This is a genomic window from uncultured Tateyamaria sp., assembly GCF_947504105.1.
Classification (GTDB): Bacteria; Pseudomonadota; Alphaproteobacteria; order Rhodobacterales; family Rhodobacteraceae; genus Tateyamaria.
On the sequence record NZ_CANNGP010000007.1, the window covers coordinates 82,066 to 105,202 of the forward strand.

20 protein-coding genes and 1 tRNA gene are annotated in these 23,137 nt (G+C 58.2%); 12 read left to right on the forward strand and 9 right to left on the reverse strand.

Features of this window, described 5'->3' with window-relative positions:
• Nucleotides 1-20: 20 nt before the first annotated feature.
• Nucleotides 21-620: a nucleotidyltransferase family protein gene (locus Q1A75_RS06790; RefSeq protein ID WP_299545964.1), complete on the forward strand. Its 600-nt coding sequence runs from the start codon at nt 21-23 to the stop codon at nt 618-620.
• Here the strand turns inward: Q1A75_RS06790 and Q1A75_RS06795 are convergent.
• The 4 genes from Q1A75_RS06795 to Q1A75_RS06810 all read right to left on the reverse strand — a co-directional run bounded on the left by Q1A75_RS06795 (nt 613) and on the right by Q1A75_RS06810 (nt 9,745).
• A complete protein-coding gene (locus Q1A75_RS06795) occupies nt 613-2,490 on the reverse strand; it encodes a Hint domain-containing protein (RefSeq protein ID WP_299591936.1) in 1,878 nt (625 codons plus the stop codon). The genes Q1A75_RS06790 and Q1A75_RS06795 overlap by 8 nt on opposite strands.
• A 312-nt stretch (nt 2,491-2,802) precedes the next feature.
• Nucleotides 2,803-8,685, reverse strand: a complete 5,883-nt coding sequence (locus Q1A75_RS06800; RefSeq protein ID WP_299546271.1) for a cadherin-like domain-containing protein — start codon at nt 8,683-8,685, stop codon at nt 2,803-2,805.
• A 377-nt stretch (nt 8,686-9,062) separates the two neighbouring features.
• Nucleotides 9,063-9,389 (reverse strand): hypothetical protein, encoded by a 327-nt coding sequence (locus tag Q1A75_RS06805; protein ID WP_299546269.1) that lies wholly within the window; start codon nt 9,387-9,389, stop codon nt 9,063-9,065.
• Nucleotides 9,390-9,659: 270 nt separating this feature from the next.
• A tRNA-Leu gene (locus tag Q1A75_RS06810) sits at nt 9,660-9,745 on the reverse strand.
• Nucleotides 9,746-9,833: 88 nt separating this feature from the next.
• Here Q1A75_RS06810 and Q1A75_RS06815 point away from each other — a divergent pair.
• Together Q1A75_RS06815 and Q1A75_RS06820 are read left to right on the forward strand one after the other, a co-directional pair.
• Nucleotides 9,834-10,412, forward strand: a complete 579-nt coding sequence (locus Q1A75_RS06815; protein ID WP_299546268.1) for a YqaA family protein — start codon at nt 9,834-9,836, stop codon at nt 10,410-10,412.
• Nucleotides 10,409-10,879, forward strand: coding sequence for a disulfide bond formation protein B (locus Q1A75_RS06820; RefSeq protein WP_299546266.1), 471 nt, complete (start codon nt 10,409-10,411; stop codon nt 10,877-10,879). Before Q1A75_RS06815 ends, Q1A75_RS06820 begins: the two co-directional genes overlap by 4 nt.
• Here Q1A75_RS06820 and Q1A75_RS06825 read toward each other — a convergent pair.
• Nucleotides 10,860-11,285 carry an Lrp/AsnC family transcriptional regulator gene (locus Q1A75_RS06825; protein ID WP_299546264.1) on the reverse strand — a complete coding sequence of 142 codons (426 nt, stop codon included), beginning with the start codon at nt 11,283-11,285 and terminating at the stop codon, nt 10,860-10,862. The genes Q1A75_RS06820 and Q1A75_RS06825 overlap by 20 nt on opposite strands.
• 104 nt (nt 11,286-11,389) lie before the next feature.
• Here Q1A75_RS06825 and rocF point away from each other — a divergent pair, with 104 nt between their 5' ends.
• On the forward strand, nt 11,390-12,310 hold the full coding sequence (rocF, locus tag Q1A75_RS06830) for an arginase (RefSeq protein ID WP_299546262.1): 921 nt from the start codon (nt 11,390-11,392) through the stop codon (nt 12,308-12,310).
• Between the two features lie 8 nt (nt 12,311-12,318).
• On the forward strand, nt 12,319-13,365 hold the full coding sequence (locus Q1A75_RS06835; protein ID WP_299546260.1) for an ornithine cyclodeaminase: 1,047 nt from the start codon (nt 12,319-12,321) through the stop codon (nt 13,363-13,365).
• A 284-nt stretch (nt 13,366-13,649) separates the two neighbouring features.
• On the opposite strand, the gene dksA is transcribed toward Q1A75_RS06835, so the two are convergent.
• The gene (gene dksA, locus Q1A75_RS06840) at nt 13,650-14,072 is read right to left on the reverse strand and encodes an RNA polymerase-binding protein DksA (RefSeq protein WP_299546275.1); all 423 of its coding nucleotides are present in this window, start codon (nt 14,070-14,072) and stop codon (nt 13,650-13,652) included.
• A gap of 184 nt (nt 14,073-14,256) precedes the next feature.
• Here dksA and Q1A75_RS06845 point away from each other — a divergent pair, with 184 nt between their 5' ends.
• The 7 genes from Q1A75_RS06845 (at nt 14,257) to Q1A75_RS06875 (ending at nt 20,583) form a co-directional block, all read left to right on the forward strand.
• Nucleotides 14,257-15,096: a MoxR family ATPase gene (locus tag Q1A75_RS06845; RefSeq protein ID WP_299546258.1), complete on the forward strand. Its 840-nt coding sequence runs from the start codon at nt 14,257-14,259 to the stop codon at nt 15,094-15,096.
• 260 nt (nt 15,097-15,356) lie between these two features.
• Entirely contained in the window at nt 15,357-15,812 is a 456-nt protein-coding gene (locus tag Q1A75_RS06850) for a GNAT family N-acetyltransferase (RefSeq protein ID WP_299546256.1), read from the forward strand.
• A gap of 5 nt (nt 15,813-15,817) precedes the next feature.
• A complete protein-coding gene (locus tag Q1A75_RS06855) occupies nt 15,818-17,176 on the forward strand; it encodes a DUF2927 domain-containing protein (protein WP_299546254.1) in 1,359 nt (452 codons plus the stop codon).
• Nucleotides 17,177-17,210: 34 nt separating this feature from the next.
• Complete coding sequence (locus Q1A75_RS06860) at nt 17,211-17,381, forward strand: apolipoprotein acyltransferase (protein ID WP_299546252.1); 171 nt, start codon at nt 17,211-17,213, stop codon at nt 17,379-17,381.
• Nucleotide 17,382: 1 nt separating this feature from the next.
• The gene (locus Q1A75_RS06865) at nt 17,383-18,570 is read left to right on the forward strand and encodes a VWA domain-containing protein (protein WP_299546250.1); all 1,188 of its coding nucleotides are present in this window, start codon (nt 17,383-17,385) and stop codon (nt 18,568-18,570) included.
• A 113-nt stretch (nt 18,571-18,683) separates the two neighbouring features.
• Nucleotides 18,684-19,847 (forward strand): cytochrome P450, encoded by a 1,164-nt coding sequence (locus Q1A75_RS06870; RefSeq protein WP_299546248.1) that lies wholly within the window; start codon nt 18,684-18,686, stop codon nt 19,845-19,847.
• 40 nt (nt 19,848-19,887) lie between these two features.
• Entirely contained in the window at nt 19,888-20,583 is a 696-nt protein-coding gene (locus Q1A75_RS06875) for a M48 family metalloprotease (protein ID WP_299546246.1), read from the forward strand.
• A gap of 84 nt (nt 20,584-20,667) precedes the next feature.
• Here the strand turns inward: Q1A75_RS06875 and Q1A75_RS06880 are convergent, their stop codons facing one another.
• From Q1A75_RS06880 to Q1A75_RS06890, 3 genes are read right to left on the reverse strand one after another with little or no spacing between them, the layout of a single operon-like run.
• Nucleotides 20,668-21,216, reverse strand: a complete 549-nt coding sequence (locus Q1A75_RS06880; protein ID WP_299546244.1) for an RSP_2648 family PIN domain-containing protein — start codon at nt 21,214-21,216, stop codon at nt 20,668-20,670.
• On the reverse strand, nt 21,213-22,421 hold the full coding sequence (locus Q1A75_RS06885; protein WP_299546242.1) for an RSP_2647 family RNA methyltransferase: 1,209 nt from the start codon (nt 22,419-22,421) through the stop codon (nt 21,213-21,215). The genes Q1A75_RS06880 and Q1A75_RS06885 overlap by 4 nt, the downstream gene beginning before the upstream one ends.
• Before the next feature lie 39 nt (nt 22,422-22,460).
• Complete coding sequence (locus Q1A75_RS06890) at nt 22,461-23,132, reverse strand: DUF6778 family protein (protein ID WP_299546240.1); 672 nt, start codon at nt 23,130-23,132, stop codon at nt 22,461-22,463.
• Nucleotides 23,133-23,137: the final 5 nt, after the last annotated feature.

Here is a 23,137-nt window from a genome sequence, read left to right on the forward strand (position 1 = left end):
GCCAGGCCTAGAGTTTGGGCATGATGCCGATCCTCATCCTTGCAGCAGGTGCTGCGTCGCGCATGCGTGGCGCAGATAAGCTCATGGAAAACGTGGATGGTCAGCCACTACTGGCACGACAAATTGAAACTGCGCAAGCGGTCAGTGACGATGTGCGCGTCGCCCTGCCTCCCGGGCCGCACCCCAGACAGTCTATCGTCGAGCGCGCTGGGGCGCGTTCGGTTATCGTGACAGATGCGGTCGAAGGGATGGGAGCCAGCTTGCGCACGATCTTTGCGACGCTGGGGCCCGACGATTTCCACGCCATGTTACTGCTCGGCGATTTGCCCGACATCACCGAAAGCGACTTACGTGCGGTACAACGCGCAACGCAATCCCATCCCGATGCCGTGGTCTGGCGAGGCGCCACAGAGGATGGGAAAGGCGGACACCCGATCATATTCAGTAGAAAACTTTTTCCTGCCTTTTCAAAGCTTTGCGGCGATGACGGAGGACGTGAGATAGTTATACGTGCAGGCACACGCGTTCATCTGGTCCCATTGCCCGGACAGCGCGCGCGGACTGATCTGGACACACCGGAGGAGTGGGCCGCGTGGCGCGCGGCCCGTCACGTCACTTGAGACGATCTACCAGTGTATGTGCTTCATGCTTCTTCAAAGAGAGGCGGGCCGAGCTGTATGTATCCAGCCCAGCCAACGTGTCGAGCTCCGGAAAAAGCTCCAGGATCTCGGTCCGTTGGTTCACACCGATGCCACGCAGTGACTGATCACCCGGCTGGAAGCTTTCGGACCACGCACCCTCAGCCAAAACAACCTCGTGCTGATCAAACATCAGGTGCAGATAGCTGACCGCACCCGTCTGGACTTGATCCACACCGTCGAGCCCGGTCAGGTGCTTGGCAGCGACCAATACTTCACGTTCCTCGAACATCACTTCGGCAAGGTCTGAGTTTATCAGCATCCGGTGCTGTGGCGATACCAGCAGGTCACGGTCAGGCAGGCCTTTTCCCAGCGCTCCTTCACGGATCAGGATTGGCTGAAAAGCGTCGTTCGCTCGCATTTCGTCCGGCGTCAGATCGCGGCGGCCAACCCAACGCAAGGTCTGTGCACCGTTGTCCCGGGTAATAACCTTGTCACCCGCGTTGAGTCTTTCAACGGGAATTTCACCCCTCGGCGTCGCAATACGCGTGCCCGGCGTAAAGCAAATGATGATTTGTTCGATTTCGGAATACGTCACGCGCCGGGCGACGTTTCCACTGTCATCAAGCAACTCGACGGTGCCGGATTCTGACCCGGGACCATCGGGAAGAACATTCGCCCGAACGCCCGACAGGTCCAGAACGTCGATATCGGTCCCATCAGCGTCTTCACCGCCGACAATGTTGTGATTGCCAAGACCGTCAAAGGTGAACCGGTCCGACCCCGTTCCGCCCTGCGCCTGATCGTTGTCGGGGCCAAGGGTGATCAGGTCCTCGCCATCGCCGCCCAAAAGCGTGTCATCGCCGGTGCCGCCGACCAATGTGTCGTTGCCGGCACCACCGATCAGCTCGTCCTGGCCCTGACCGCCATCCAGCACATCATTGCCTTCGCCACCATCTATGTCGTCATCACCCTGGCCACCGGACAGGCTATCGTCGCCACCCTGGCCAAAGATCACGTCCTGACCCGCGCCACCCTCAATGGTGTCATCCCCGGCTTCGATCGGCGTCACAACGATATCGTCAATCAGGTCGCCCGAGAATGAGAAACCGGAGTTGGTGTTTCGCGCCTCAAGTGTGAACTCGATGAACTCGCGGTTCTCGAATGAGGCCGAGAACCAGGCGTCCTGATCACTTGGGTTGTTCTGTTCGCCCCCTGCAGCCGTAACGCTGCCGCCATCGGTCGTCACATTCAATGACGTGTTTGCGTCGGTCGCAAAGGACGTGAAGCTGCTGGCATCAATGGTAACGGCTTCCTGGTCACCCGGACTGTTGCGATCCAGATCGTTGACGGTCGCGGTCGAATTCAGTGCGACAGGCGTACCCGTCGTGGCATTCGGGCTGTCGGGAATGAAGAATTCCATACGGAAGCTGGCAGTGTCGCCAGTTCCGTTACCGTTCATCAGGATTTCCGCCCCGCCTCTACCGGACAAGTCGACGCGCAGGTTGGGGTCTGACTTGGACACCAGAACAAGACGGGCCGAAACCTGTGTTCCATCCTCAAGCTGGGCAACATTGCGGTACACCGCAGACGTCCCTGCCTGGGCATTGTTGTCTGCGTTGTCACGCGTCACCAAATTGTTAATGTCGATTACAAGAGGGGTCGCATCATTGCCGGGTGCGGTGCCTTCACCGACGTCCCCAAACAACGTATCGTTGCCACCGCCACCCAGAATACTGTCGTCACCGCCCTCGCCAGACACAAGGTCCTGACCACCAAAGCCTTGGATCGTATCGTCTTCGTTGGTTCCCTGGAGGGTGTCGTTGTTCGAAGTACCGTTGATATTGGCCATGGCAGCTGCCCTTATGCACGCAAAAATTGAATGGTCATTGCACTGCCCCCACAGTTTCAACAGCCGAGCTTCAGTTTTAATTCAAAGTGCAGCTAAGTTCAGGGGGAAAAATCGAAAGAAAGTAAACCTTGCCACATTTGGTGCACAAAGATGCCGCAATGCGGCGCCGTACGGGCCCTTAGAAGAAACAATTCGGCACTATTACCCGGATTGAACACAAAAAACGGGTGCACCCCCCAATGCCCCGTTTTTTGCGCCCTCGCGAATCATGGCGAGAGGCTGCGCGCCTTTTTCCGGCTTTTGGTCAGGCGTTTAATGCGTAAGAAGTTGCGCCTCGTGCTTCTTCAGACTTCTACGCGCTGACGTGTAAGCCATGGTTCCCTCTCCGGTTTCCAATTCAGGGAACAGTTCGAGGATTTCGGTCCGTTGTGCCTCCGTCATGGCATTGAGCGTCATGTCACCAGGCTGGAAACTTTCCGTCCACGCGCCATCGGACAAGATCACTTCGTGCTGATCAAACATAACGTGGATGTACGTCGTGGCAGACACATCAACCACGTCGATACCATCCATGAACGTCAAATGCTTGGCGGCCACCAGTACTTCGCTCTCATCGAAATACAGAGCTGTCTTGTCGGTCGCCATCAGCACACGGTGCTGAGGCGAGACGAGCATGTCACGCTCTGGCAACCCGTTGCCAAGGGCGCCCTTCTGGATCAGTACCGGACGCAGATGTTGGGCTCGGGCCAATTCTTCTCCGGACATTGCGCGGCTGCCGACCCAGCGGATTTCCTGGATGCCGTTGTCGCGGGTAATAACCCGATCACCAACTTCAAGATCTTCGATACGACGCTCACCCGTCGGGGTCGCAATAAGCGTACCGGGGGTGAAGCATGGGATCACGTCCTCGATATCGGTAAAGGTCAACTGCCCCGCAGGATCACCGTTCTGGTCGAAGTAATTGACCACGCCGTCAAAGCCGTTGCCGTTGGCATCCGGATTGGTAAAGACAACCTGCAACGAGCCGTTGTTCGGCGCAGACCCACGCAGATCGAGCGTGTCAAAGTCATCGCCACCGCCGCCGCCATCGACATCTTCACCGGCGTCGACATTGACGAAGGTGTCGCGATCATCACCGCCGCGCATGATGTCGGCGCCACCATTGCCGCCGTCGATCGTGTCATTGCCGGTGCCACCGTCAATGACATCGTCGCCGGTCGAGCCAAGGATCGAGTCGTTGCCAGCATCGCCGCGCAACGTGTCGTCGCCGGTGCCGCCATCAATGAAGTCGTCACCATCACCACCCGACAAGAGGTCGGCGCCATTGTCACCCAGAATGGTGTCGTTGCCGTCGCCACCTTCAACCGTGTCAGCCTGACGGCCCCCATCGATGAAGTCGTTGCCGTCACCACCGAGGATAGTGTCGTTGCCTTGACCGCCCAGCAGGCTGTCATCGCCGACACCACCGTCGATCAGGTCGTCATCGATCTCACCATCAATGGTGTCGTTGCCTTCCTCACCGAACAGTTCGTCATTGTCGTCCGCACCAAAGATGACATCGTTGCCTTCGCCGCCAAAGACAGTGTCGATGCCATTGTCGGGGCGTGGATCCGCGGGGAAGATCGGGTTAGAGCCGTCATCCTCGATATTCAGTTGGTCCAGACCCAGATCAGGGTCGTTACCGGCGAAAATGGTGTCGTCACCAACGCCGCCTTCGATAAGGTCGTTGCCTTCACCGCCGACAATCCGATCAGCGCCTTCATCACCCGAGATTTCGTCATCGTCGATACCACCGTCAATGACATCGTTGCCTTCGCCGCCGACGATGGTGTCTGCGTCGTCGCCGGTGCTGATTGTATCATCGCCGGTGCCACCATCCACAAAGTCGAGGTCGTTGTTCGGGTCATCATCGGCAGGGAAGCCGAAGGGGAAGCCCGGAACAGGCGTACCATCGTCGTTGGGGAAGCCAAGGTCAGGTGCCAGATCGCCATTGCCAGTCTCGATCAGGTCGTTACCGGCCCCGCCATCCACAACATCGTCGCCCTGGCCCGCGATCACCGTGTCGTCACCACCACCCGCTTCGATGATGTCGTCATCCGCATCGTCCGGGTCGTTCGAGAAGATGTTGTCGCCGTTGTCGACCATGTCGCCTTCGGGGTCGCCCGTGTAATCCTCGTCGATCACCTCACCGTCATCGGTGCCTTTCACGATGCCATCCAGCGGGTTCGGTTCGACCGTCACGGTGACCTGGGCGCTGTCAAAGCCGCCATTGTCGTCGGTAATGGTATAGTCAATGACCGCGTCGCCTTCGAACCCGTCATTCGGCGTGAAGGTCAACGTGCCGTCACCATTGAGGGTGACGTCGCCGTCAGGTGACGTGGCCTCGGTCACGCGCAGTGCGTCCCCATCCACATCCGTGTCGTTGTCGAGCACGGGGATCGTGACAGCCGTGTTGAACGGCGTGGTGTCTGCATCATCGCTGGCGTCCGGCGCGTCATTTACCGGTGTGACATCAATCACCAGCTCGGCGGTATCCGTGCCACCGTTCCCATCCGCAATGGTGTAGGTGATCGTCGCTTCACCGTTGAAATTCTCGGCGGGGGTAAAGGTGATTGTGTTGTCGGGATTGATAACCGCTGCACCCTGATCCGACGGGACAACCGCCGAAATCACGGTCAGATCGTCGCCATCAGCATCGCTGTCATTGCCAAGCACATCGACGGTGACCGGCGTGTCTTCCTCGGTTGTGTCCGTATCATCCTCAGCCACCGGACCGTCATTCACAGCGCCCACGGACACGATGGCCTCGCCTGTGTCTTCGCCGCCATTGCCGTCTGTCACGGTGTAGGTGATGGTCGCCGGGCCGTTGAAGTTCGGCGCGGGGGTAAAGGTGACGGTGCCGTCACCGTTATCGACGACCGAACCCTGGTCCGCAGGGACCGACACGTCACCCAGTGTCAGCGTATCGCCGTCCACATCCGTGTCGTTGCCCAGCAGATCGACCACGACGGCCACGTCTTCGTCCGTTGTTTCAATGTCATCCACGGCCAGCGGATCATCATTGACCGGGGTCACCGTCACCGCGACTTCGGCGGTGTCAGTGCCACCGCTATTGTCGGTGATGGAATAAGTGATTGTGGCATCGCCATTGAAATTCTCGGCCGGGGTGAACAGCAATTCGTTGTTCACGATCTCGACGGTCCCCTGATCCGCAGGCACGGACGCACCCGTGATCTCAAGGGTGTCCCCATCCGGATCAGTGTCGTTGCCCACCACGTCGATGGTGACCGGAGTGTCCTCATCCGTCGTTGCCGCATCATCGACGGCGGTCGGGCCATCATTGACCGCACCGACATTGACAATGGCCTGCCCCGCGTCGGACCCACCGTTGCCATCGACAACGGTGTAGTCGATGGTCGCCGGGCCGTTGAAGTTCGGCGCGGGGGTAAAGGTGACCGTGCCGTCGCCGTTGTCCACGACAGTCCCTTGATCAGCCGGGACCGACACCGCACCAAGCGTCAGATCGTCGCCATCCACATCCGTGTCATTGCCCAGCAGATCAATCACGACGGGTTCGTCTTCCATCGTGTCAGCCAGATCATCCACGGCAACGGGATCGTCATTGACCGGGGTCACGTTGACCACGACCTCGGCCGTGTCAGTGCCCCCATTCCCGTCCGAAATGGCATAGGAGATGGTCGCATCCCCGTTGAAGTCCGGGGCGGGAGTGAACAACAACTCGTTGTTGACGATCTCGACCGTCCCCTGATCAGCCGGAACCGAGGCTCCGGTGATGGTCAGATCATCACCATCCACATCAGTGTCGTTGCCAAGCGCATCGATCGTGACGGGCGTGTCTTCGTCCGTCGTCGCCGTATCATTAACCGCATCCGGCGCATCGTTGACCGGGTTCACCGTAACATTCACGGTCGCCGTATCTTCGCCACCGTTATCGTCAGTCACAGTGTAGGTAATCGTGGTGGGGCCGTTGAAGTTCTCGGCAGGCTCAAAAGTGATCGTGCCATCCGGGTTGATGGTCACGTCCCCGTCGGGCGACGTCGCTTCGGTCACGCGCAGCGGGTCGCTGTCGGGGTCCGTATCATTGCCCAGCACATCGACGACAACACTGCCGTCTTCGTCCACCTCGGCCGTATCATCCACAGCATCGGGGCCTCGGTTGATCTCATCCCCGATGACCTCTTCGATCTCGGTAAAGGTCAGGGTCAGACCGTTCGGATTCCCCGCATCATCAACAAACACCACAGTGCCGTTAATACCGTTGTCATTGCCGTCAGGCGTCACATTATCAAGGAAGAACGGCCCCTGCCCCGTCAGGTCCAGAACATCGAGGTCTGTGTTGTTCGCCGGGTTGGTGCTGAAACCACCCGCACCGCCGTCAACCTCGTCGCCCGCGCCACCAAAGATAGTGTCGGCATCATCGCCACCGCTCAACAGATCAGCGCCGGCACCGCCAGAGATGACGTCGTCACCCGCTTCGCCAAAGACCATGTCGTTGCCGTCTTCGCCGTTCAGCGTGTCGTTGCCGGCCTGACCATGGATCCAATCGTTGTCGGCACCACCGTCGACCGAGTCATTGCCGGATCCCACCCATATCTCGTCGTTGCCGTCGCCACCCAGGGCGGTGTCGTCGCCAGACCCACCAAGCAGGACGTCGCGGCCAGCACCGCCATCCAGCAGGTCATCGCCCTTGCCACCTTCAAGGCGGTCACCACCCTCGCCACCGAAAAGCGAGTCGTTGCCGTCTTCACCCTTGAGCGTGTCGTCGCCACCTTCGCCAAAGATGGTGTCGTCACCGATACCACCATGCAGTGTGTCATTTCCATCTGCGCCATCGTCGATGATCGGCGCATCAAAATAGACATCCGTGATGTTGATGCCCGAATTGTCGCCGCCGTCCTGATCATGCTCGATCACGATGCGCGCGACGGGCCCCGGGATGCTGACAAGCAGCGAATACTCTTCGGACGTGTCGTTCAGATAACCGCCATTGCTGTCCGCCGTGTCGTTGCCCGCAACGCCATCCGCGTCCAGCAGCGTCAGATTGCTGCCGCCCTCAAGATTGACGATGATCTGTTGGCCAGCTGCGTTGTATGCCTTGACGCGCACCACGCCATCGCCGTCGATATCATTGATGCGGAAGGATACATCCTCAACCGGGTCCGAAAATTCCAGCTGATAATCTGCTGAATTGCCATGCCCGTTCAGAACGTTGTCAAGCGAGCTGTTGTCGTCGATCCGGTTTCCGTCACCATCGATGTTCTGGATGTTCTGATCGTCATTCGACTGGATCGTGCGGGATGCAGCGGACTGACTGAGGACCGAGAATGACACTTCGACATTGCCGGTGTCCTGGGTGAAGTTGCCCAGATTGTTGCCGTCGCCAAAGGGGGATTTTTCCCACTCGAACACTTCGCGCTCGGACACACCAGCGCCGGGACCCGCATAGTTGCTGTCGCCATAAATGACGTCGTCGCCGTCGCCGCCAAGCACGCTGTCATTCCCGGACCCGGCATAGACTTCGTCGTCGGTATCGCCCGACTTGATGGTGTCGTCACCACCAAGTGCATCCACAATATCGTCATTGGGCGCTTCGCCCGGCAGCAATGCGTCGCCCGCATCGATCATGTCGCCTTCGGGATCGCCTTCGTAATCTGCGTCGATCAGAGTCCCATCGTTGCCGTCTTCGACGATACCGTCACCGGTCGTGTCGAATACCAGGTTGTCGATAGCGCCAGAGCCGCCAGGGATGACGTCCATGCGCGCGACGTTATCCACATCGAAATCGACGATCTTTTGTCCATTGTTCCCCACGCCATGTACATCGATGGTTTGGATCAGGTGCCCGTCGACGTCATAAAACTTCACCCACGCACTTTCCTCGGTGTCGAGGAAAGTGAGACGGTTGATCGTCGATGGCTCATCGAACACAAAACGCAGCGTGCCGCCGTCAGCTTCGTCATCGGGATCGCGGCGATCACCGTCTTCCGAGATGATCAGCGCCTTGTTAAGGTTGGTTGTCTCGAGATCATGGTCGCCGCCCGTCGGATTGGCCGTATCGAAAATCATGGCTTTGTTCGAACCACCGATGGCCGAAATCGTCACACCCTCGGCTGAAAACTCGTTATCTACGACAGTACCGGCTGTGAGGGTATTGAAATCAATGAATTTTGTCATGCGGTCGATCTCCTAGGCCAGGTTGCGCGCAGCACGCAACGCGACCGGAAAAATTGCAAAATGAACGGGGAACACGGGCCCAGTGGGTGTAGCGGCAGTCAACCTGGTTGCCTTGGTTTCAAGCACCGTTTGGCGCGTCATATGCCACATGGGTTCAGTCTCCATTCGTTACTCACTCTTCACCCAAACGAAGCGATACAGCCGGTGACCGGGCGACCCGCATGCACGCCTGAACAAATGGAGGGAAATCTTGGTTCGCGCTGATACGCGTACCGGTAACCACCCGGCACTCGCATGTTTCAGCGGTTGCTCAGCAACGCAGCGAACACACAATCCCGCATTTACCAATGCGTCTCGTGCGGTCGCCCCCATGACCTTCAGATATCGCCCCCCAGTTGGGCAAGAATGTTCTTACGATCACGTTTGAAGCAAAAAAAGGGAAAAATGTCTGAAAAGTGGCGCATTTTGCGCAGGCCAGACCACAGAAGTGGCGGAATATCGAACAATATCGCCACCACAGATTGTACTGGCATTTTCAACATACAGCAGCGCATGGGCACATTGCCGCCTAAGCCACTGTACAGCAACATTTTAAGCGGATTCCCGCCTATGGTGTAATACACCATTAAGTTCCTTCGGGTGAAACGGTTAACGACTGATAACAATGCCGTATTTTTGCCCCGTTTGACGTTTTCGACGTTCACGAAAAGCGACCAATGGCCAAAAAAATACCATAATGATGCAGCGTGACTGACAAGCTGGCTTCACCTCACGAATCGCTTGGCACCGCTTTGTCCGATAACAGGGCCTCGCATGCCCTTCCGGCGTTGATGACATCAATAGGTTCGGGTCGTGGATGACGGTTCATATTGCAAGGCCGGTGCCCTTGTCGAACAACGAACGGCACGAAACGCCAGCGCGGCGCCGCGATCAACGCACGTTCGCATCGCTTCATCTTATCGCGCTTTTGAGGCTGGTACCCAAGGCCGGACTCGAACCGGCACGCCCGCAAAGGCGGGGGATTTTGAATCCCCTGCGTCTACCATTCCGCCACTTGGGCCTCAGGACTGCCGGATACCGAAGTGCTGCGTCAGGGGCAAGTGCAAAGCGACTTGACCTCCCTTCCCGCCCATGGTCTGCCGCCTCGCATGATTAAGCGACTGTACGACTGGACCATGGGATGGGCCAATCACCCGAGAGCGCTCTGGGTATTGGCCGTTGTTGCATTTGTGGAAAGCTCGGTTTTTCCGATCCCACCCGACGTCCTTATGATCCCGATGATCCTTGCTGCGCCACACCGTGCATGGCTCATTGCCGGTGTCGCACTTGTCGCCTCTGTTCTGGGTGGCCTGCTGGGGTACACCATCGGCGCGCTCGCCTTCGAAACGATCGGGCAACCCATTCTGGCCGCCCTCGGAAAAGCGGACGCGATGGAAGCGTTCAACACGCGCTTCAACGATTTTGGCTTCTGGGCTGTCCTGACAGCGGGTGTGACCCCCTTCCCTTACAAGGTGATCACAATCATGTCCGGCTGGACAGGCATGCCGCTTGCGACCTTCATGGCCACATCCGTTCTGGCCCGCGGGCTGCGCTTCTTCATCGTTGCAGGACTGCTTTGGAAGTTCGGCGCACCCATTCGTGACTTCATCGAGCGCCGCCTTGGGTTGATGTTTACCCTGTTCATCGTGATCCTTGTGGGCGGATTCCTGGCTGTGGGGGCACTATGAAACGGCAAAACCTTGTCGCATTGGCCGCAGGTGGCTCGGTCGCGCTGCTTTTGGGGGCGTTTGCCTTCCAGCACCTCGGCGGGCTGCCGCCCTGCAAACTGTGCATCTGGCAACGCTACCCGCACGTGGCGGCAATCGCCCTCGGTGCGTTGGCCCTGTTTGTCCCTCTCCCCGCTCTCATCGCGTTGGGCGCGATCGCCGCCCTCAGCACGGCGGGGGTCGGGGCATATCACGTCGGGGTCGAACAAGGCTGGTGGGAAGGTCCGGCCAGCTGCTCGTCATCAGCAATTGGCGGCCTTGATCCCGACGCTCTCTTTGACCAGATCATGGCCGCCCCGCTGATCCGCTGTGACGAGGTCGCCTGGCAGTTCGCGGGCCTGAGCATGGCGGGATGGAACATGGTTCTTTCAGTCCTGATCGCGGGATGCTGGATCGCGGCCCTGCGCATCAAGCCGACTTCCGCGTAGAGAGCAGCAGAGACGTCTCGCTCGCCACCACGCCATCCAGCTTTCGAATACGGAACAACACCTCGTCAAACTGTTCGAGTGTGTCAGTCCCGATCTCGACAATCACATCCCAGCGGCCATTGGTCGAATGGACAGCGCGCACCTCGACCATGCCCTGCAACTGGCGGATGATGCGTTCGGTCCCCCGTCCCTCGATGCCAATCATCATCAGCCCGCGCACAGGATCCCGTGCCGCGTCAGAGCGCAGCACAACGGTGAATCCCAATATATCGCCGCGTGCCTGCAACTTCTCGATCCGCGACCGCACCGTTGTGCGCGACAGCCCCAAACGGACGGACAGATCTGACAGTGACGCCCGCGCATCATGGCGGAGGGCGGCAATCAACCGGTTGTCAGTATCATCCATTTCGACCTCCATTTTGATCAATCATGTTTCGATACGGACAAAATGATTGCTTGTCTACGACGCGAATTGCGCAAATCTCTGTGGCAACAGCGACAAGGTGCAGAATGGAAGCCAGAACAATAGAATTGATCGGTGTGCCGATGGATAGCGGCAAGCGCCGCCAAGGCTGCCTGATGGGCCCGGATGCCTTGCGGACGGCAGGACTGCTCCAGGCCCTGGTTGATCTCGGCCACTCGGCTTCAGACCGCGGCAACGTATCGCCTGCCCCCTTCACCGAAGACACCAACGAACGGCTACACGCGCTGCAAGAGACCATCGCGTGGACCCATGCATTGTCCGATGTGGCCCAGAGCGCGTCCACTACATCTGTACCGATTTTCATGGGGGGTGATCACGCATTGGCGCTTGGAACGGTCCGCGGGATGGCGAATGCGGCGGCTCAACGCGGTCGCCCCATATTTGTCTTGTGGCTGGACGCACATACCGACTACCACACCCCTGCGACAACAGCCTCGGGCAATCTGCACGGCACCCCCATGGGGTATGTAACCGGGCGGTCCGGGTTTGACGGTTTTCCCGACATCACACATCCAATCCAACACGAAAACATCGCCATGCTTGGATTGCGGTCCGTCGATGCGGAAGAGCGCGCGGCACTCGAGCAAAGCGACGTCACCTATGTCGACATGCGCCACATTGACGAACATGGCATTGCCAAGCCTCTTGCCGCATTTCTCGACCGTGTGACCAAGGCAAACGGCTTGCTGCATGTCTCGCTCGACGTCGACTTCCTGGACCCTTCGGTTGCCCCGGCCGTCGGAACAACAGTGCCAGGTGGCGCCACGATTCGCGAAGCGCACCTGGTGATGGAGATGATCTGCGACAGCGGGCTCATGACCTCGCTCGATATCGTGGAACTCAACCCGTTTCTGGATGAACGCGGACGCACCGCGCAATTGATGGTCGACCTCGTCGCCTCGGCTTTTGGCCGCCGCATCTTCGACCGCCCCACCCGCGCCTATTGAAAGGACTTATGATGAAACCTTCGGACAAGGCCCTCGTGCCCTTTGTATCGGTCGACCACATGATGCAGCTGATCCATCACATCGGCGTGCAAGACATGCTGCGAGGGTTGGCAGGCTATATCGAGGACGATTTCAAACGATGGGAGCGGTTCGACAAAACACCGCGCATCGCCAGCCACTCTGCCGAGGGGGTCATCGAACTGATGCCGACCTCGGATGGCGAAACCTATGGGTTCAAATACGTCAACGGCCACCCCAAGAACATGGCGGAAGGGTTGCAAACCGTGACCGCATTCGGGCTCTTGGCCGATGTGGATACAGGTTATCCCGTGCTTTTGACCGAGATGACGATGCTGACGGCCCTGCGTACGGCAGCGACATCCGCCGTGGTGGCGCGCGCACTTGCCCCCAAGGGGGCCAAAACGATGGCGATGATCGGGAACGGGGCTCAATCTGAATTCCAGTCCATCGCCATGCAGGCCATTGCCGGCGTCAGCGAAGTTCGGCTCTACGACATCGATCCGGCCGCCACCGCGAAATGCGCTGCCAACCTCGCAGGATCGGGCCTCAAGGTCACGGCTTGCAAAACGGCAGAAGATGCAATTGAAGGTGCACAAATTTTGACCACCTGCACGGCGGACAAGGCCTATGCCACCATCTTGACGGACAACATGGTGGGCGCGGGTGTGCATATCAACGCCATCGGGGGCGACTGCCCCGGCAAGACGGAAATCGCGCCAGCCATCCTGAAACGCGGTGACATCTTCGTCGAATACCCGCCCCAAACCCGGATCGAAGGCGACATTCAACAGTTGGCGGATGACCATCCGGTGACCGAGATCTGGCAGGTCCTGAGCGGTCAGGCGCAGGGCCGCACATCGGACAAGCAGATCACGATCTTCGACAGCGTCGGCTTTGCAATCGAGGATTTCTCGGCCCTGCGCTTCGTGCGCGACCGGATCGAGGGAACGCCGTATTTCCATCCGCTCGACCTGCTGGCCGACCCGAACGATCCGCGCGACCTCTATGGCATGCTGAACCGCGCTCACCCCTGAAGGGCGTTCGACGCATACCGGCAAATATGAACCAATAGTTACCGCGCGCGGGCAAACGTTAACGCGCGGGACTTCGTGGACAGAAGGTTAAGGGGCACAGGTTGCGAAAAGGCGCAGTTTCCGCGTCAAAATATGCAGTTTTTCAGAAAAGGCCCCCAATCGGAGGTTTTTGGCCCTCTCAAAATACGCAGTTTTCAGGCCAAAAAATGCTGTTTGGGGCGAAAGACGCCCCAACCCCTCACCGAACGCACCGTTAACGGATCACATGTGTGATCCGTCGCCGCTCAGTCGTCGCGGTGGACTTTTTCGCGGCGCTCGTGGCGTTCTTGCGCCTCAAGGCTCATGGTCGCAATCGGACGTGCATCCAGACGTTTCAGCGAAATCGGCTCGCCCGTTACGATGCAGTACCCGTACTCTCCTTCATCGATCCGGCGCAGCGCGCTATCGATCTTGGCCACCAGCTTGCGCTGACGGTCACGGGTGCGCAGCTCAAGCGCGCGGTCCGTCTCTTCGGACGCACGGTCAGCCACATCAGGGATGTTGCGTGTCCCGTCCTGCAGCCCTTCAATTGTATCCTTGCTGCCTGCCAGCAGCTCAGACTTCCAGTTCAGCAACTTGCGACGAAAATACTCGACTTGCCGGTCATTCATGAACGGCTCGCCTTCTGCCGGGCGATAATCATCCGGCAGGAACACTTCCTGTTTCATTAGCTTCCCCTCGATACGACTGACGTTGGCCATCAACGGTTCCCCAGTTGGTCCAGTGTTTTGCCCCGATCAGCTCCCTGCCGCAGCGTCTATCCGAGGGACCAAGGATTGTCACTACCCATTCCCGCACCAGATTGGCTAAAAGCAGCTTGATCAACACAATGCCGCAACAGGATGAACAAACATGAAATTCCAAGGCACTGATGCCTACGTCGCAACCGATGATCTGACAATTGCGGTAAACGCTGCTGTTACTCTGGAGCGGCCACTGCTGGTCAAGGGCGAGCCGGGCACCGGCAAAACGGAGCTGGCCAAGCAAGTTGCCCGAGGCTTGGGTTTGCGGTTGATCGAATGGAACATCAAATCCACGACACGCGCTCAGCAGGGGCTGTACGAGTACGATGCCGTCAGCCGCCTGCGCGACAGTCAGTTGGGCGAGGACAAGGTCCACGACGTCTCGAACTACATCAAGAAAGGCAAGTTGTGGGAGGCGTTTGAGGCCGATGAAAAGGTCGTTCTGCTGATCGATGAAATCGACAAGGCAGACATCGAATTCCCCAACGACTTGCTGCAGGAACTCGATAAGATGGAGTTCTTTGTCTATGAGACGGGCAACACGATAAAGGCGCGCCAGCGCCCTGTCGTGATCATCACCTCGAACAATGAAAAGGAACTGCCAGACGCCTTCCTGCGCCGCTGTTTTTTCCATTACATCCGCTTTCCGGACATGGACACGCTGAAACAGATCGTGGCGGTACACCACCCGGGTATCAAGGAAAGCCTTCTGACCACAGCACTCACCCAGTTCTTCGAAATCCGCGATCAACAAGGGTTGAAAAAGAAACCCTCAACTTCCGAAGTGCTGGATTGGCTCAAGCTGCTTTTGGCTGAAGACATGAGCGCCGAAGACCTCAAATCCGACGGGGCCAGCGCCCTGCCCAAGCTGCACGGTGCCTTGCTGAAAAACGAACAGGACGTGCATCTGTTCGAGCGATTGGCGTTCATGGCACGGGGGCAGCGGTAGACCAAAACGTCCTCCGATGCGCAACCCAAATGAATGCGCGGTGCCACCCGCGACGCGCACCCGGCATTACGCATCCGCCAGAAGCTGCTTGGGACACGTTAAGCGAGTCTTTTCCGCCACAGAAAACCACAAGTCCTGCCCAACGCAGAGCTTGTGGATAAAAAGTCTTTCTTTTGCCTGAATTGCTCCATACCTTGACCGCGATGAGAGGCGAAAACGCCCGCATCCAAAAAATGCTAAAAGGCAGGCAGGCAGTTATAATGACCGGTTCCGACGCACTTACTGTGCGCCCACTCACCTTGTCGGATCGCCCAGCATGGAGCGACCTCTGGACAGCTTATCTTGCCTTCTACAAAACCAGCCGCCCGCCCGAGATTTACGATACCTATTTCGCACGCCTGTTGGGTGACGACCCACAGGACTACAGCTGCCTGGTTGCAGAGCTTGACGGCACACTGGTCGGTCTGGCTCACTATCTGTTCCACCGCCACGGCTGGAAAGTTGAAAACGTCTGCTATCTGCAGGATCTTTATGCGGATCCGGCCGTTCGTGGCCGTGGCATCGGCCGTGCGCTGATCGAAGGTGTCTACGAGGCTGCCGATGCTGCAGGCGCACCGTCCGTCTACTGGCTGACGCAGGACTTCAACACCGAGGCGCGCAAGCTATATGATCGCATTGGCAAGCTGTCACCTTTAATCAAGTATGATCGGGGATGAGCATGATGCGTCGATTTGTTCTGCCCTTTGTTCTTGCGCTCAATGCATGTGTGCCCGTCACACCTGGTGATACGCCCACACGTGCCCTTCCGCACAGCACAGACCTGCCTGCAATGAAGACATTCGGGGCGCCCCGCCCGGACAAACCAACCCGGTCAAACAACGATCTGGCCCTGGATTTCATCGAACTGAGTTTCCAACTTGAGTCCGGTCGGGCACTGCCCGTGCTCACGCGGTTCGAGGGCCCGATTTCGGTCCGCGTGACGGGCAAGCCACCCGCCTCGCTGGGCACGGACCTTCGCCGGCTGATGCACCGTCTGCGCACCGAGGCGGATATCGACATCTACGAAGCGGCACCGGGCAACGCGGCGAACATCACGATCGAAGCCGTATCGCGCAAGGACATCCGCAAAGCCCTGCCCCACGCGGCCTGCTTTGTTGTGCCGAACATCAAGACAATATCGGAATACAAGTCGAATCGTCGCACGCCGCGCACCAGCTGGAGCAATCTGCGGACACGCAAACAACTGGCCATTTTCCTGCCCAACGATGCAAGCCCACAAGAAGTGCGCGATTGTCTGCACGAAGAACTGGCGCAGGCTATTGGACCTCTGAATGACCTCTACCGCCTGCCGGATAGCGTATTCAACGACGACAATGTGCACACCGTTCTAACCGGCTTCGACATGCTGATGCTCAAGGCGTATTACGATCCTGAACTGAGATCAGGCATGACCCGTGGCCAAGTGGCTCAGCGCCTGCCTCGGATCTTTGCCCGCATAAATCCTGCCGGTGAAAACCTGCCTGCGAAATTCGCGACCCGCACACCCCGCGCCTGGAGCCAGGCCGTACAAACGGCCCTTGGACCCGGCGCGACAACGGCCCAACGCAAGGAGGCCGCAGAGCGCGCTCTGGAGATTGCACGCGCCATGGGCTGGCGTGATCACCGTCGCGCCTTTGCCCACTACGCCAACGGACGCTTGCTCTTGTCGAGTGACCCAAAGGCTGCGCAGTCGCATTTCCGTGCAGCAGACCAGTTTTATGCCGCAACTCCCGGCGCCAACCTGCACCGCGCCTACGTCGCAACCCAGCTGGCGGCTTATGCGATCAGTCGCGGCGAAGGGGATGCTGCCCTTGTGACGCTTGCTCCGCACATCGACCTGGCCGCACGCAACGAAAACGCCGCACTCTTGTCGACCCTTCTTCTATTGCGTGCCGAAGCGCTTGATCTGCAAGGTCGCACAGCAGAAGCACGTGCCGTCAGGCTGGACAGCTTGGGGTGGGCGCGCTACGGATTCGGCTCTGACTGGGCGGTGCGGGCCAAACTGCGAGAGATTTCTTCGCTGAGCCCGCTAAAGGGGTGAACTTTTGGCCCCAACACATTGAGGGGCAATACAAATGATCGTTATCACAGCAGCTCTGCTGGGCGCTTTGATAGGCGGGTTCACCGCAAGAAAACGTAACGGTAACAGATTGGATATTCTTCAATACGCAGCAGGTTACGCGCTGGCCTTTGTCATCGTTGGCATGATCGCGACTGTTCTGATCGACCGCGCGATGAGAGGCTGACATGTTCCTGCCCTTCTTCGAAAGTCTGCGAAAGAATGGCGTGCCCGTCTCCTTGCGCGAATTCCTTGTGTTCCTTGAAGGAATGAAAGCAGGCCTTGCGACATACGATGTTGAGGCGTTCTACTATCTTGCCCGCGTCGCAATGGTGAAGGACGAGCGCAACATCGACAAATTCGACCGCGCTTTTGCCGCCGCTTTTGAGGGGCTGGAACAGATCAGTATTGATCAGGTGCTGGAGGCTGTGGATATCCCGCAGAACTGGCTTGAGAAGTTGGCAGAAAAGCATCTGTCCGAAGAAGAGCGTAAAGAGATCGAAGCCATGGGTGGTTTCGACAAGCTCATGGACACGCTCAAGAAACGCCTCGAAGAACAAAAGGGACGGCACCAAGGTGGCAACAAGTGGGTTGGCACGGCGGGAACCTCGCCCTTTGGCGCATACGGCTACAACCCGGAAGGTGTTCGGGTTGGTCAGAAGGAAAGCCGTCACCAACGGGCGGTCAAGGTTTGGGACAAGCGTGAATTCAAGAATTTGGATGACACAGTTGAACTTGGCACCCGCAACATAAAGGTTGCTCTAAAGCGGCTGCGTCGCTGGGCCCGCGATGGCGCTGCCGAAGAGCTGGACCTGAACGGCACGATCCGGGCTACGGCCGAACACGGGTATCTAGATGTCAAAACCCGACCCGAACGACGCAATGCCGTCAAAGTGCTCTTGTTTCTCGATATCGGCGGATCAATGGATCCGCATGTAAAGATCGTGGAAGAGTTGTTTTCGGCGGCGAAATCCGAGTTCAAGCATCTCGAGCATTTCTACTTCCACAACTGTCTGTATGAAGGTGTGTGGCGTGACAACCGCCGCCGTTGGGACGCGCAAACACCGACACATGAGGTGCTGCGTACATATGGTCCCGACTACAAATGCATTTTCGTTGGCGACGCGAGCATGTCACCCTACGAGATCGCCTACCCCGGCGGTGCGAACGAACACTGGAACCAAGAAGCTGGACAGGTCTGGTTGGCGCGTGCCCGCGATCAATGGGCTTCACATCTTTGGATCAACCCGGTGCCCGAGAAATACTGGCCTTACACCCACTCGATCAGCATGATCCAGGAAATCTTCGGGGTCGACGCCATGGTGCCGATGACGCTCGAAGGGCTCAGCCGCGGCATGCGCGCCCTCACCCACTAGGTTGTGACGCAACAGATCTGGGCATGTCGGGATCGAACGGCGGGTTTGCTTTGCCGATTTCGACGATGCGGCAAGACTTTCCTCGGCACGGTCCTGGCCGTACTGTTCAGTACATGTCAAATGCCCCGGTTGTCTCGATCGATCTTTCGGCATTCCATGCCGATCCATATCCGACGCTGGCACGCATGCGTGAGACTGCGCCTGTGTGCTTTGTACCCGAACTGGGTGCGACACTGTTCACGCGGCGGGACGATGTATTTCGTGAAGAAAAGCGTGTTGATCTCTTTTCCAGCCATCAGCCAAACGGTTTGCTGACCAAGGTGATGGGGTCGAACATGATGCGTAAAGACGGTGATGCGCATATGCGAGAACGCAAGGCCCTGTGTCCTGCATTGAGTCCCCGGTCTGTGCGAGACGTTTTGGCACCGCGGTTCAAGGACCTTGTTAAGGGCCATATCGATCGTATCAAACTTCACGGGCGCTGCGATCTGGTGACCGACTTCGCGATGCCCGTTGCAGCAGATGCTTTGCGCCTGATGACAGGCCTGACTAATATGGATGCCGCCGAAATGGATGCCGCGAGCCAGGCGATGCTGGATGCGGCGGCGAACTATCGGCGCGACCCAGAGGTGGACAAGCGCGGCTACGGCTATGCAGACCGCGTGCGGTCATTGATCGAGGCCCGCCTACCGGAGTTGCGGACGAAACCGGATCGATCCATCATTTCGGTCCTTGATCAAGCGGGACTGACACTGAACGAAATTACAGGCAATATCCGCATCATCATCGGCGGAGGCCAAAACGAGCCTCGCGACGCAATTGCAGGAACCGTCTGGGCGTTGCTGACCCATGCCGAACAATACAAACGCATCACTGATGGTACGGCGACCTGGGACAATGCCTTTGACGAGTATGTGCGTCTTGTTGCACCGATCAGCATGTCACCCCGTCGTGTTGCACGCAACGGAACGGCCTGTGATGTCGATTTTGAAGAAAACGAGCTGATCTTCTTTATGTTTGGTTCTGCCTGTCGGGATGCTGGACATTTTCAGCAGCCTGACCGCTTTGATCTGGGGCGCAACACAGGACCTGCCATCCCCTTCGGCGCGGGTCCGCACTTTTGTGCCGGTGCGGCAGCATCACGCAGCCTTATTGCAGGCCATGCTATTCCCATGCTGTTCGCCGAGCTGCCCAACTTGCGCTTGGAGGGTGATGTCACCTTTGCTGGGTGGGCATTTCGCGGACCGCTTACAGTTCCCGTCACTTGGGACACATAGGCAACTTGCCGACACCCTAGAACAGCCCCATATCTTCAACATGATCAAATTCCTGCCGATCCTTTTGGCCCTCGTGTACGGGCTGGCGATGTACCGGTTTTCCGTCTGGCGCACCGCACGTGAGCTGGACGAGAAGTCCACCGAACTCGCAGATCCAATACTGCGCCAAATGTGCGACCAGATGGCCGCTGCGCTCGATCTGGACCGGATCAGGGTCCACATTTATGAAATTGAACCGGTGAATGGCCTGGCGGCACCGGATGGGCGGATATTCATCACGCGGGGTTTCTACAATAAATTTAGGCACGGTTCCGTTTCAGCCTCCGAAATGGCGAGCGTAATTGCGCACGAACTGGGCCACGTTGCGCTTGGGCACAGCCGCCGTCGGATGATTGACTTTTCTGGGCAGAACGCATTGCGCACGGCGCTGGCCATGGTGTTGTCCCGACTTATTCCCGGTATAGGCGTTCTTATTGCCAACGCGTTGACCACGCTTCTTGCAGCACGCTTGTCACGCAGCGATGAATACGAGGCAGATGCCTATGCGGCGGCCTTGCTGACAAAAGCCGGGATCGGCATTGGACCTCAAATCTCGCTTTTCGAAAAGCTCGAGGTGTTAACCAAATCCAATTCAGGCGCTGTCCCAGCCTGGCTGATGAGCCACCCGAAAACCCAGGAACGGATCAAGGCGCTCGAAGCGCTGGATGCCAAGTGGAAAAGCGTGCCCGCACCGTAGGCCGCACTTAGCCTCCAGACCTACTATCAAACGCTTAGCCATACTTTGGTTTGATGTTGCATTTCTAGGTCGGTCGCATCGGCTTTAGGGCAACCGCTCCAACGCTTTACCCAAACGTGGCAGGCGCGCCTTTTTCATCAGGCTGCGCATCTGCCAATCGTCACCGGACAGTCGTCGCGCCTCGGACAGCACACTTTTAGCAGCCCCCCGCACCGCAACTGGCTGCGCTTCGAAACAACCAAGGAGAAATCCATCAGGATCGGCACGCGACAAACCTTCCTCAGCCAGGATATGACGCGGAAAATCCTTGGCATTCGACGTCATAATAATGTCCGACGATCCGGAAATTGCTGCGGCCAATACATGTATGTCTGCCGGGTCTGGCAGCCATAAACGATGCTCCAACTCAGGCGGATACTTCACATTTGCGCCTGGCCAGCGCGCAGAGAGCATTGCAATCTCTCCCCGTGCCTGTGCCTCACCTTCGGGGCCCAGCCGTGCAGCCGCTCTGGCCCATTCCTCAAGAAGACGATCAGACCATTGTGGCGTGAATATACCTGCTGCAGCCACACCCAACACAACTTCACGCATGACAGTGGGATAAAGTACATTTGCGTCAATAAGGACTTTCATAGACGAAAAAACAGAGCCTTCAGATAACCACTCTCAGCCAATTGGGGCAGCTGCGGGTGATCCGGCCCTGCAAATCCGGTGTGAAGAAGCACAGGCGACCGCCCGGCCCGCCCGATACCTCGTACAGAGGCTGTGCGGAACCTGGTCAAATCGGCAGCGTGCGAACAGCTGCACAGACCCAGTATGCCCCCTTCGGCTACCAATGGAGTGGCGAGACGCGCGACCCTTTCGTAGGCGCGCAGCCCCGCATCAAGGGCTTTTTTGGATGGGGCGAATGCAGGTGGGTCACAAATTACCACATCAAACTGTGCGCCTTCGTCCCGCAGGGCCGCCAACACGTCAAATGCATCGCCTTGCCGTGCTTCAAACCTTTCATCTGCATTCATTGCGACGGCACCATCGGCGGCGAGAGACAGTGCAGGCGCAGACCCATCAACACACAGAGCGGACCCCGCGCCGCCCGCCAGCGCCGCCAACCCAAACCCACCGACATGTGAAAAGACGTCCAGCACGCGTGCGCCGGCTGCGACCGACTTGGCAAAGGCATGGTTATGGCGCTGATCGTAAAACAATCCCGTCTTCTGCCCAGTCGCAACATCAGCCATATATGTCGCGCCATTCATAGGCACCGGAATGGGGTTCTCGGGCATCTGACCAGTAAGAACGGCGTTCTGGTCATCCAGCCCTTCCAGGGCGCGTGTCCGCCCACCGGCATTCTTGATCAGGTTGGAGATTTGCGTCACGCTTTGCATCGCGGCAACCAGATCGTTCAACCGCGCATCGGCCCAAGCGGCGTTTGGCTGAATTACCGCCGTATCGCCAAAACGATCGATGATCACACCCGGAAGTCCATCTGCCTCGGCATGGATCAGGCCGTAGTAAGGCGCATCGAACAGAGTTTCACGCAATGACAGAGCGCGGGAAATGCGCGCCTCAAACCACGCCTGATCGACAATCGCATTCGGATCGCGGTCCAGCATTCGCCCCACAATCTTTGACAGCGGATTTACAGCCACAAGACCCAGCGGCGCGCGGTCCTCGTCTTCGAGCACAGCCAAGGTACCGGGTGTAAGTGCCTTGGTTCGTCGGTCCAAAACCGCCTCGTTGCCATAGACCCAGGGAAACCCATACCGGATGCGACGCGCATCCATTTTGGGACGCATACGAAGTTTGGGGCGATCGGACGAAAAAGAGGGCGCTGTCATGGCGCCCTCCTCTAATCCCATCGACCGTCGCGGGAAAGGTCAGATTTGGTTCATTGCCTGAATGAACCCCAGTTGCGGGTTCTGGTACCCGTCAATGGTCGTCAGTTCCTGACGAATAACTTCAGCCAAATGGTTGGTGATCCGCACCTTCTGGGTGAGACCGCGTGCCTCGGCTTGCAGGGCCTGCTGACCACCGAAGCCATCCAGATCTGCACGCACCATGCGGGGTTCTGCCAACAACGCGCCGGTTTCAGGATCGCGGAGTGTCAGCTCAAAATTGATGTTGTGCACGCCACCCACAGTGTAACGTGCCTTTTCCGTCAGCGCATGGAAGCGCAGAACTTTGACATCAAGCGCAACCGGTACAGCGCCGGCAAGCGGTTCAGTACCGCGGCGCATGGCCGTGTCGAAAATGGCGGCGACTTGCGCGTGGCGGTCACCGATTGCATCGCCGCGCCAGACGATGTCGGCCTTCGGCAGGTAACGGTTTGCCTCGGAAACAGACAAAGCACGAGGCACACGCACGGTGAGGTTCTCCACCCGAACATCCGTCAGCGGCGCCACTAGGGGTGTCGTTTCAACTGCGGCGACGGGCACGGTTGGCAGCGCGGGGGCTTCGAAGGGAACGTTGCGCGTTGCCACATTTGTGTTCGCACAGGCCGAAACAAGGCCCCCCATCACCAACAGCAATACCAGTTTCATGCGTTTCATCTTGG

Bases quoted from the DNA above. Each gene is read 5' to 3' on its own strand.
- Q1A75_RS06790 (WP_299545964.1), top strand. From the start codon at position 21: ATGATGCCGATCCTCATCCTTGCAGCAGGTGCTGCGTCGCGCATGCGT.
- Q1A75_RS06795 (WP_299591936.1), bottom strand. From the start codon at position 2,490: ATGGCCAATATCAACGGTACTTCGAACAACGACACCCTCCAGGGAACC.
- Q1A75_RS06800 (WP_299546271.1), bottom strand. From the start codon at position 8,685: ATGACAAAATTCATTGATTTCAATACCCTCACAGCCGGTACTGTCGTA.
- Q1A75_RS06815 (WP_299546268.1), top strand. From the start codon at position 9,834: ATGATTAAGCGACTGTACGACTGGACCATGGGATGGGCCAATCACCCG.
- Q1A75_RS06820 (WP_299546266.1), top strand. From the start codon at position 10,409: ATGAAACGGCAAAACCTTGTCGCATTGGCCGCAGGTGGCTCGGTCGCG.
- Q1A75_RS06825 (WP_299546264.1), bottom strand. From the start codon at position 11,285: ATGGATGATACTGACAACCGGTTGATTGCCGCCCTCCGCCATGATGCG.
- rocF (WP_299546262.1), top strand. From the start codon at position 11,390: ATGGAAGCCAGAACAATAGAATTGATCGGTGTGCCGATGGATAGCGGC.
- Q1A75_RS06835 (WP_299546260.1), top strand. From the start codon at position 12,319: ATGATGAAACCTTCGGACAAGGCCCTCGTGCCCTTTGTATCGGTCGAC.
- dksA (WP_299546275.1), bottom strand. From the start codon at position 14,072: ATGAAACAGGAAGTGTTCCTGCCGGATGATTATCGCCCGGCAGAAGGC.
- Q1A75_RS06845 (WP_299546258.1), top strand. From the start codon at position 14,257: ATGAAATTCCAAGGCACTGATGCCTACGTCGCAACCGATGATCTGACA.
- Q1A75_RS06850 (WP_299546256.1), top strand. From the start codon at position 15,357: ATGACCGGTTCCGACGCACTTACTGTGCGCCCACTCACCTTGTCGGAT.
- Q1A75_RS06855 (WP_299546254.1), top strand. From the start codon at position 15,818: ATGCGTCGATTTGTTCTGCCCTTTGTTCTTGCGCTCAATGCATGTGTG.
- Q1A75_RS06860 (WP_299546252.1), top strand. From the start codon at position 17,211: ATGATCGTTATCACAGCAGCTCTGCTGGGCGCTTTGATAGGCGGGTTC.
- Q1A75_RS06865 (WP_299546250.1), top strand. From the start codon at position 17,383: ATGTTCCTGCCCTTCTTCGAAAGTCTGCGAAAGAATGGCGTGCCCGTC.
- Q1A75_RS06870 (WP_299546248.1), top strand. From the start codon at position 18,684: ATGTCAAATGCCCCGGTTGTCTCGATCGATCTTTCGGCATTCCATGCC.
- Q1A75_RS06875 (WP_299546246.1), top strand. From the start codon at position 19,888: ATGATCAAATTCCTGCCGATCCTTTTGGCCCTCGTGTACGGGCTGGCG.
- Q1A75_RS06880 (WP_299546244.1), bottom strand. From the start codon at position 21,216: ATGAAAGTCCTTATTGACGCAAATGTACTTTATCCCACTGTCATGCGT.
- Q1A75_RS06885 (WP_299546242.1), bottom strand. From the start codon at position 22,421: ATGACAGCGCCCTCTTTTTCGTCCGATCGCCCCAAACTTCGTATGCGT.
- Q1A75_RS06890 (WP_299546240.1), bottom strand. From the start codon at position 23,132: ATGAAACGCATGAAACTGGTATTGCTGTTGGTGATGGGGGGCCTTGTT.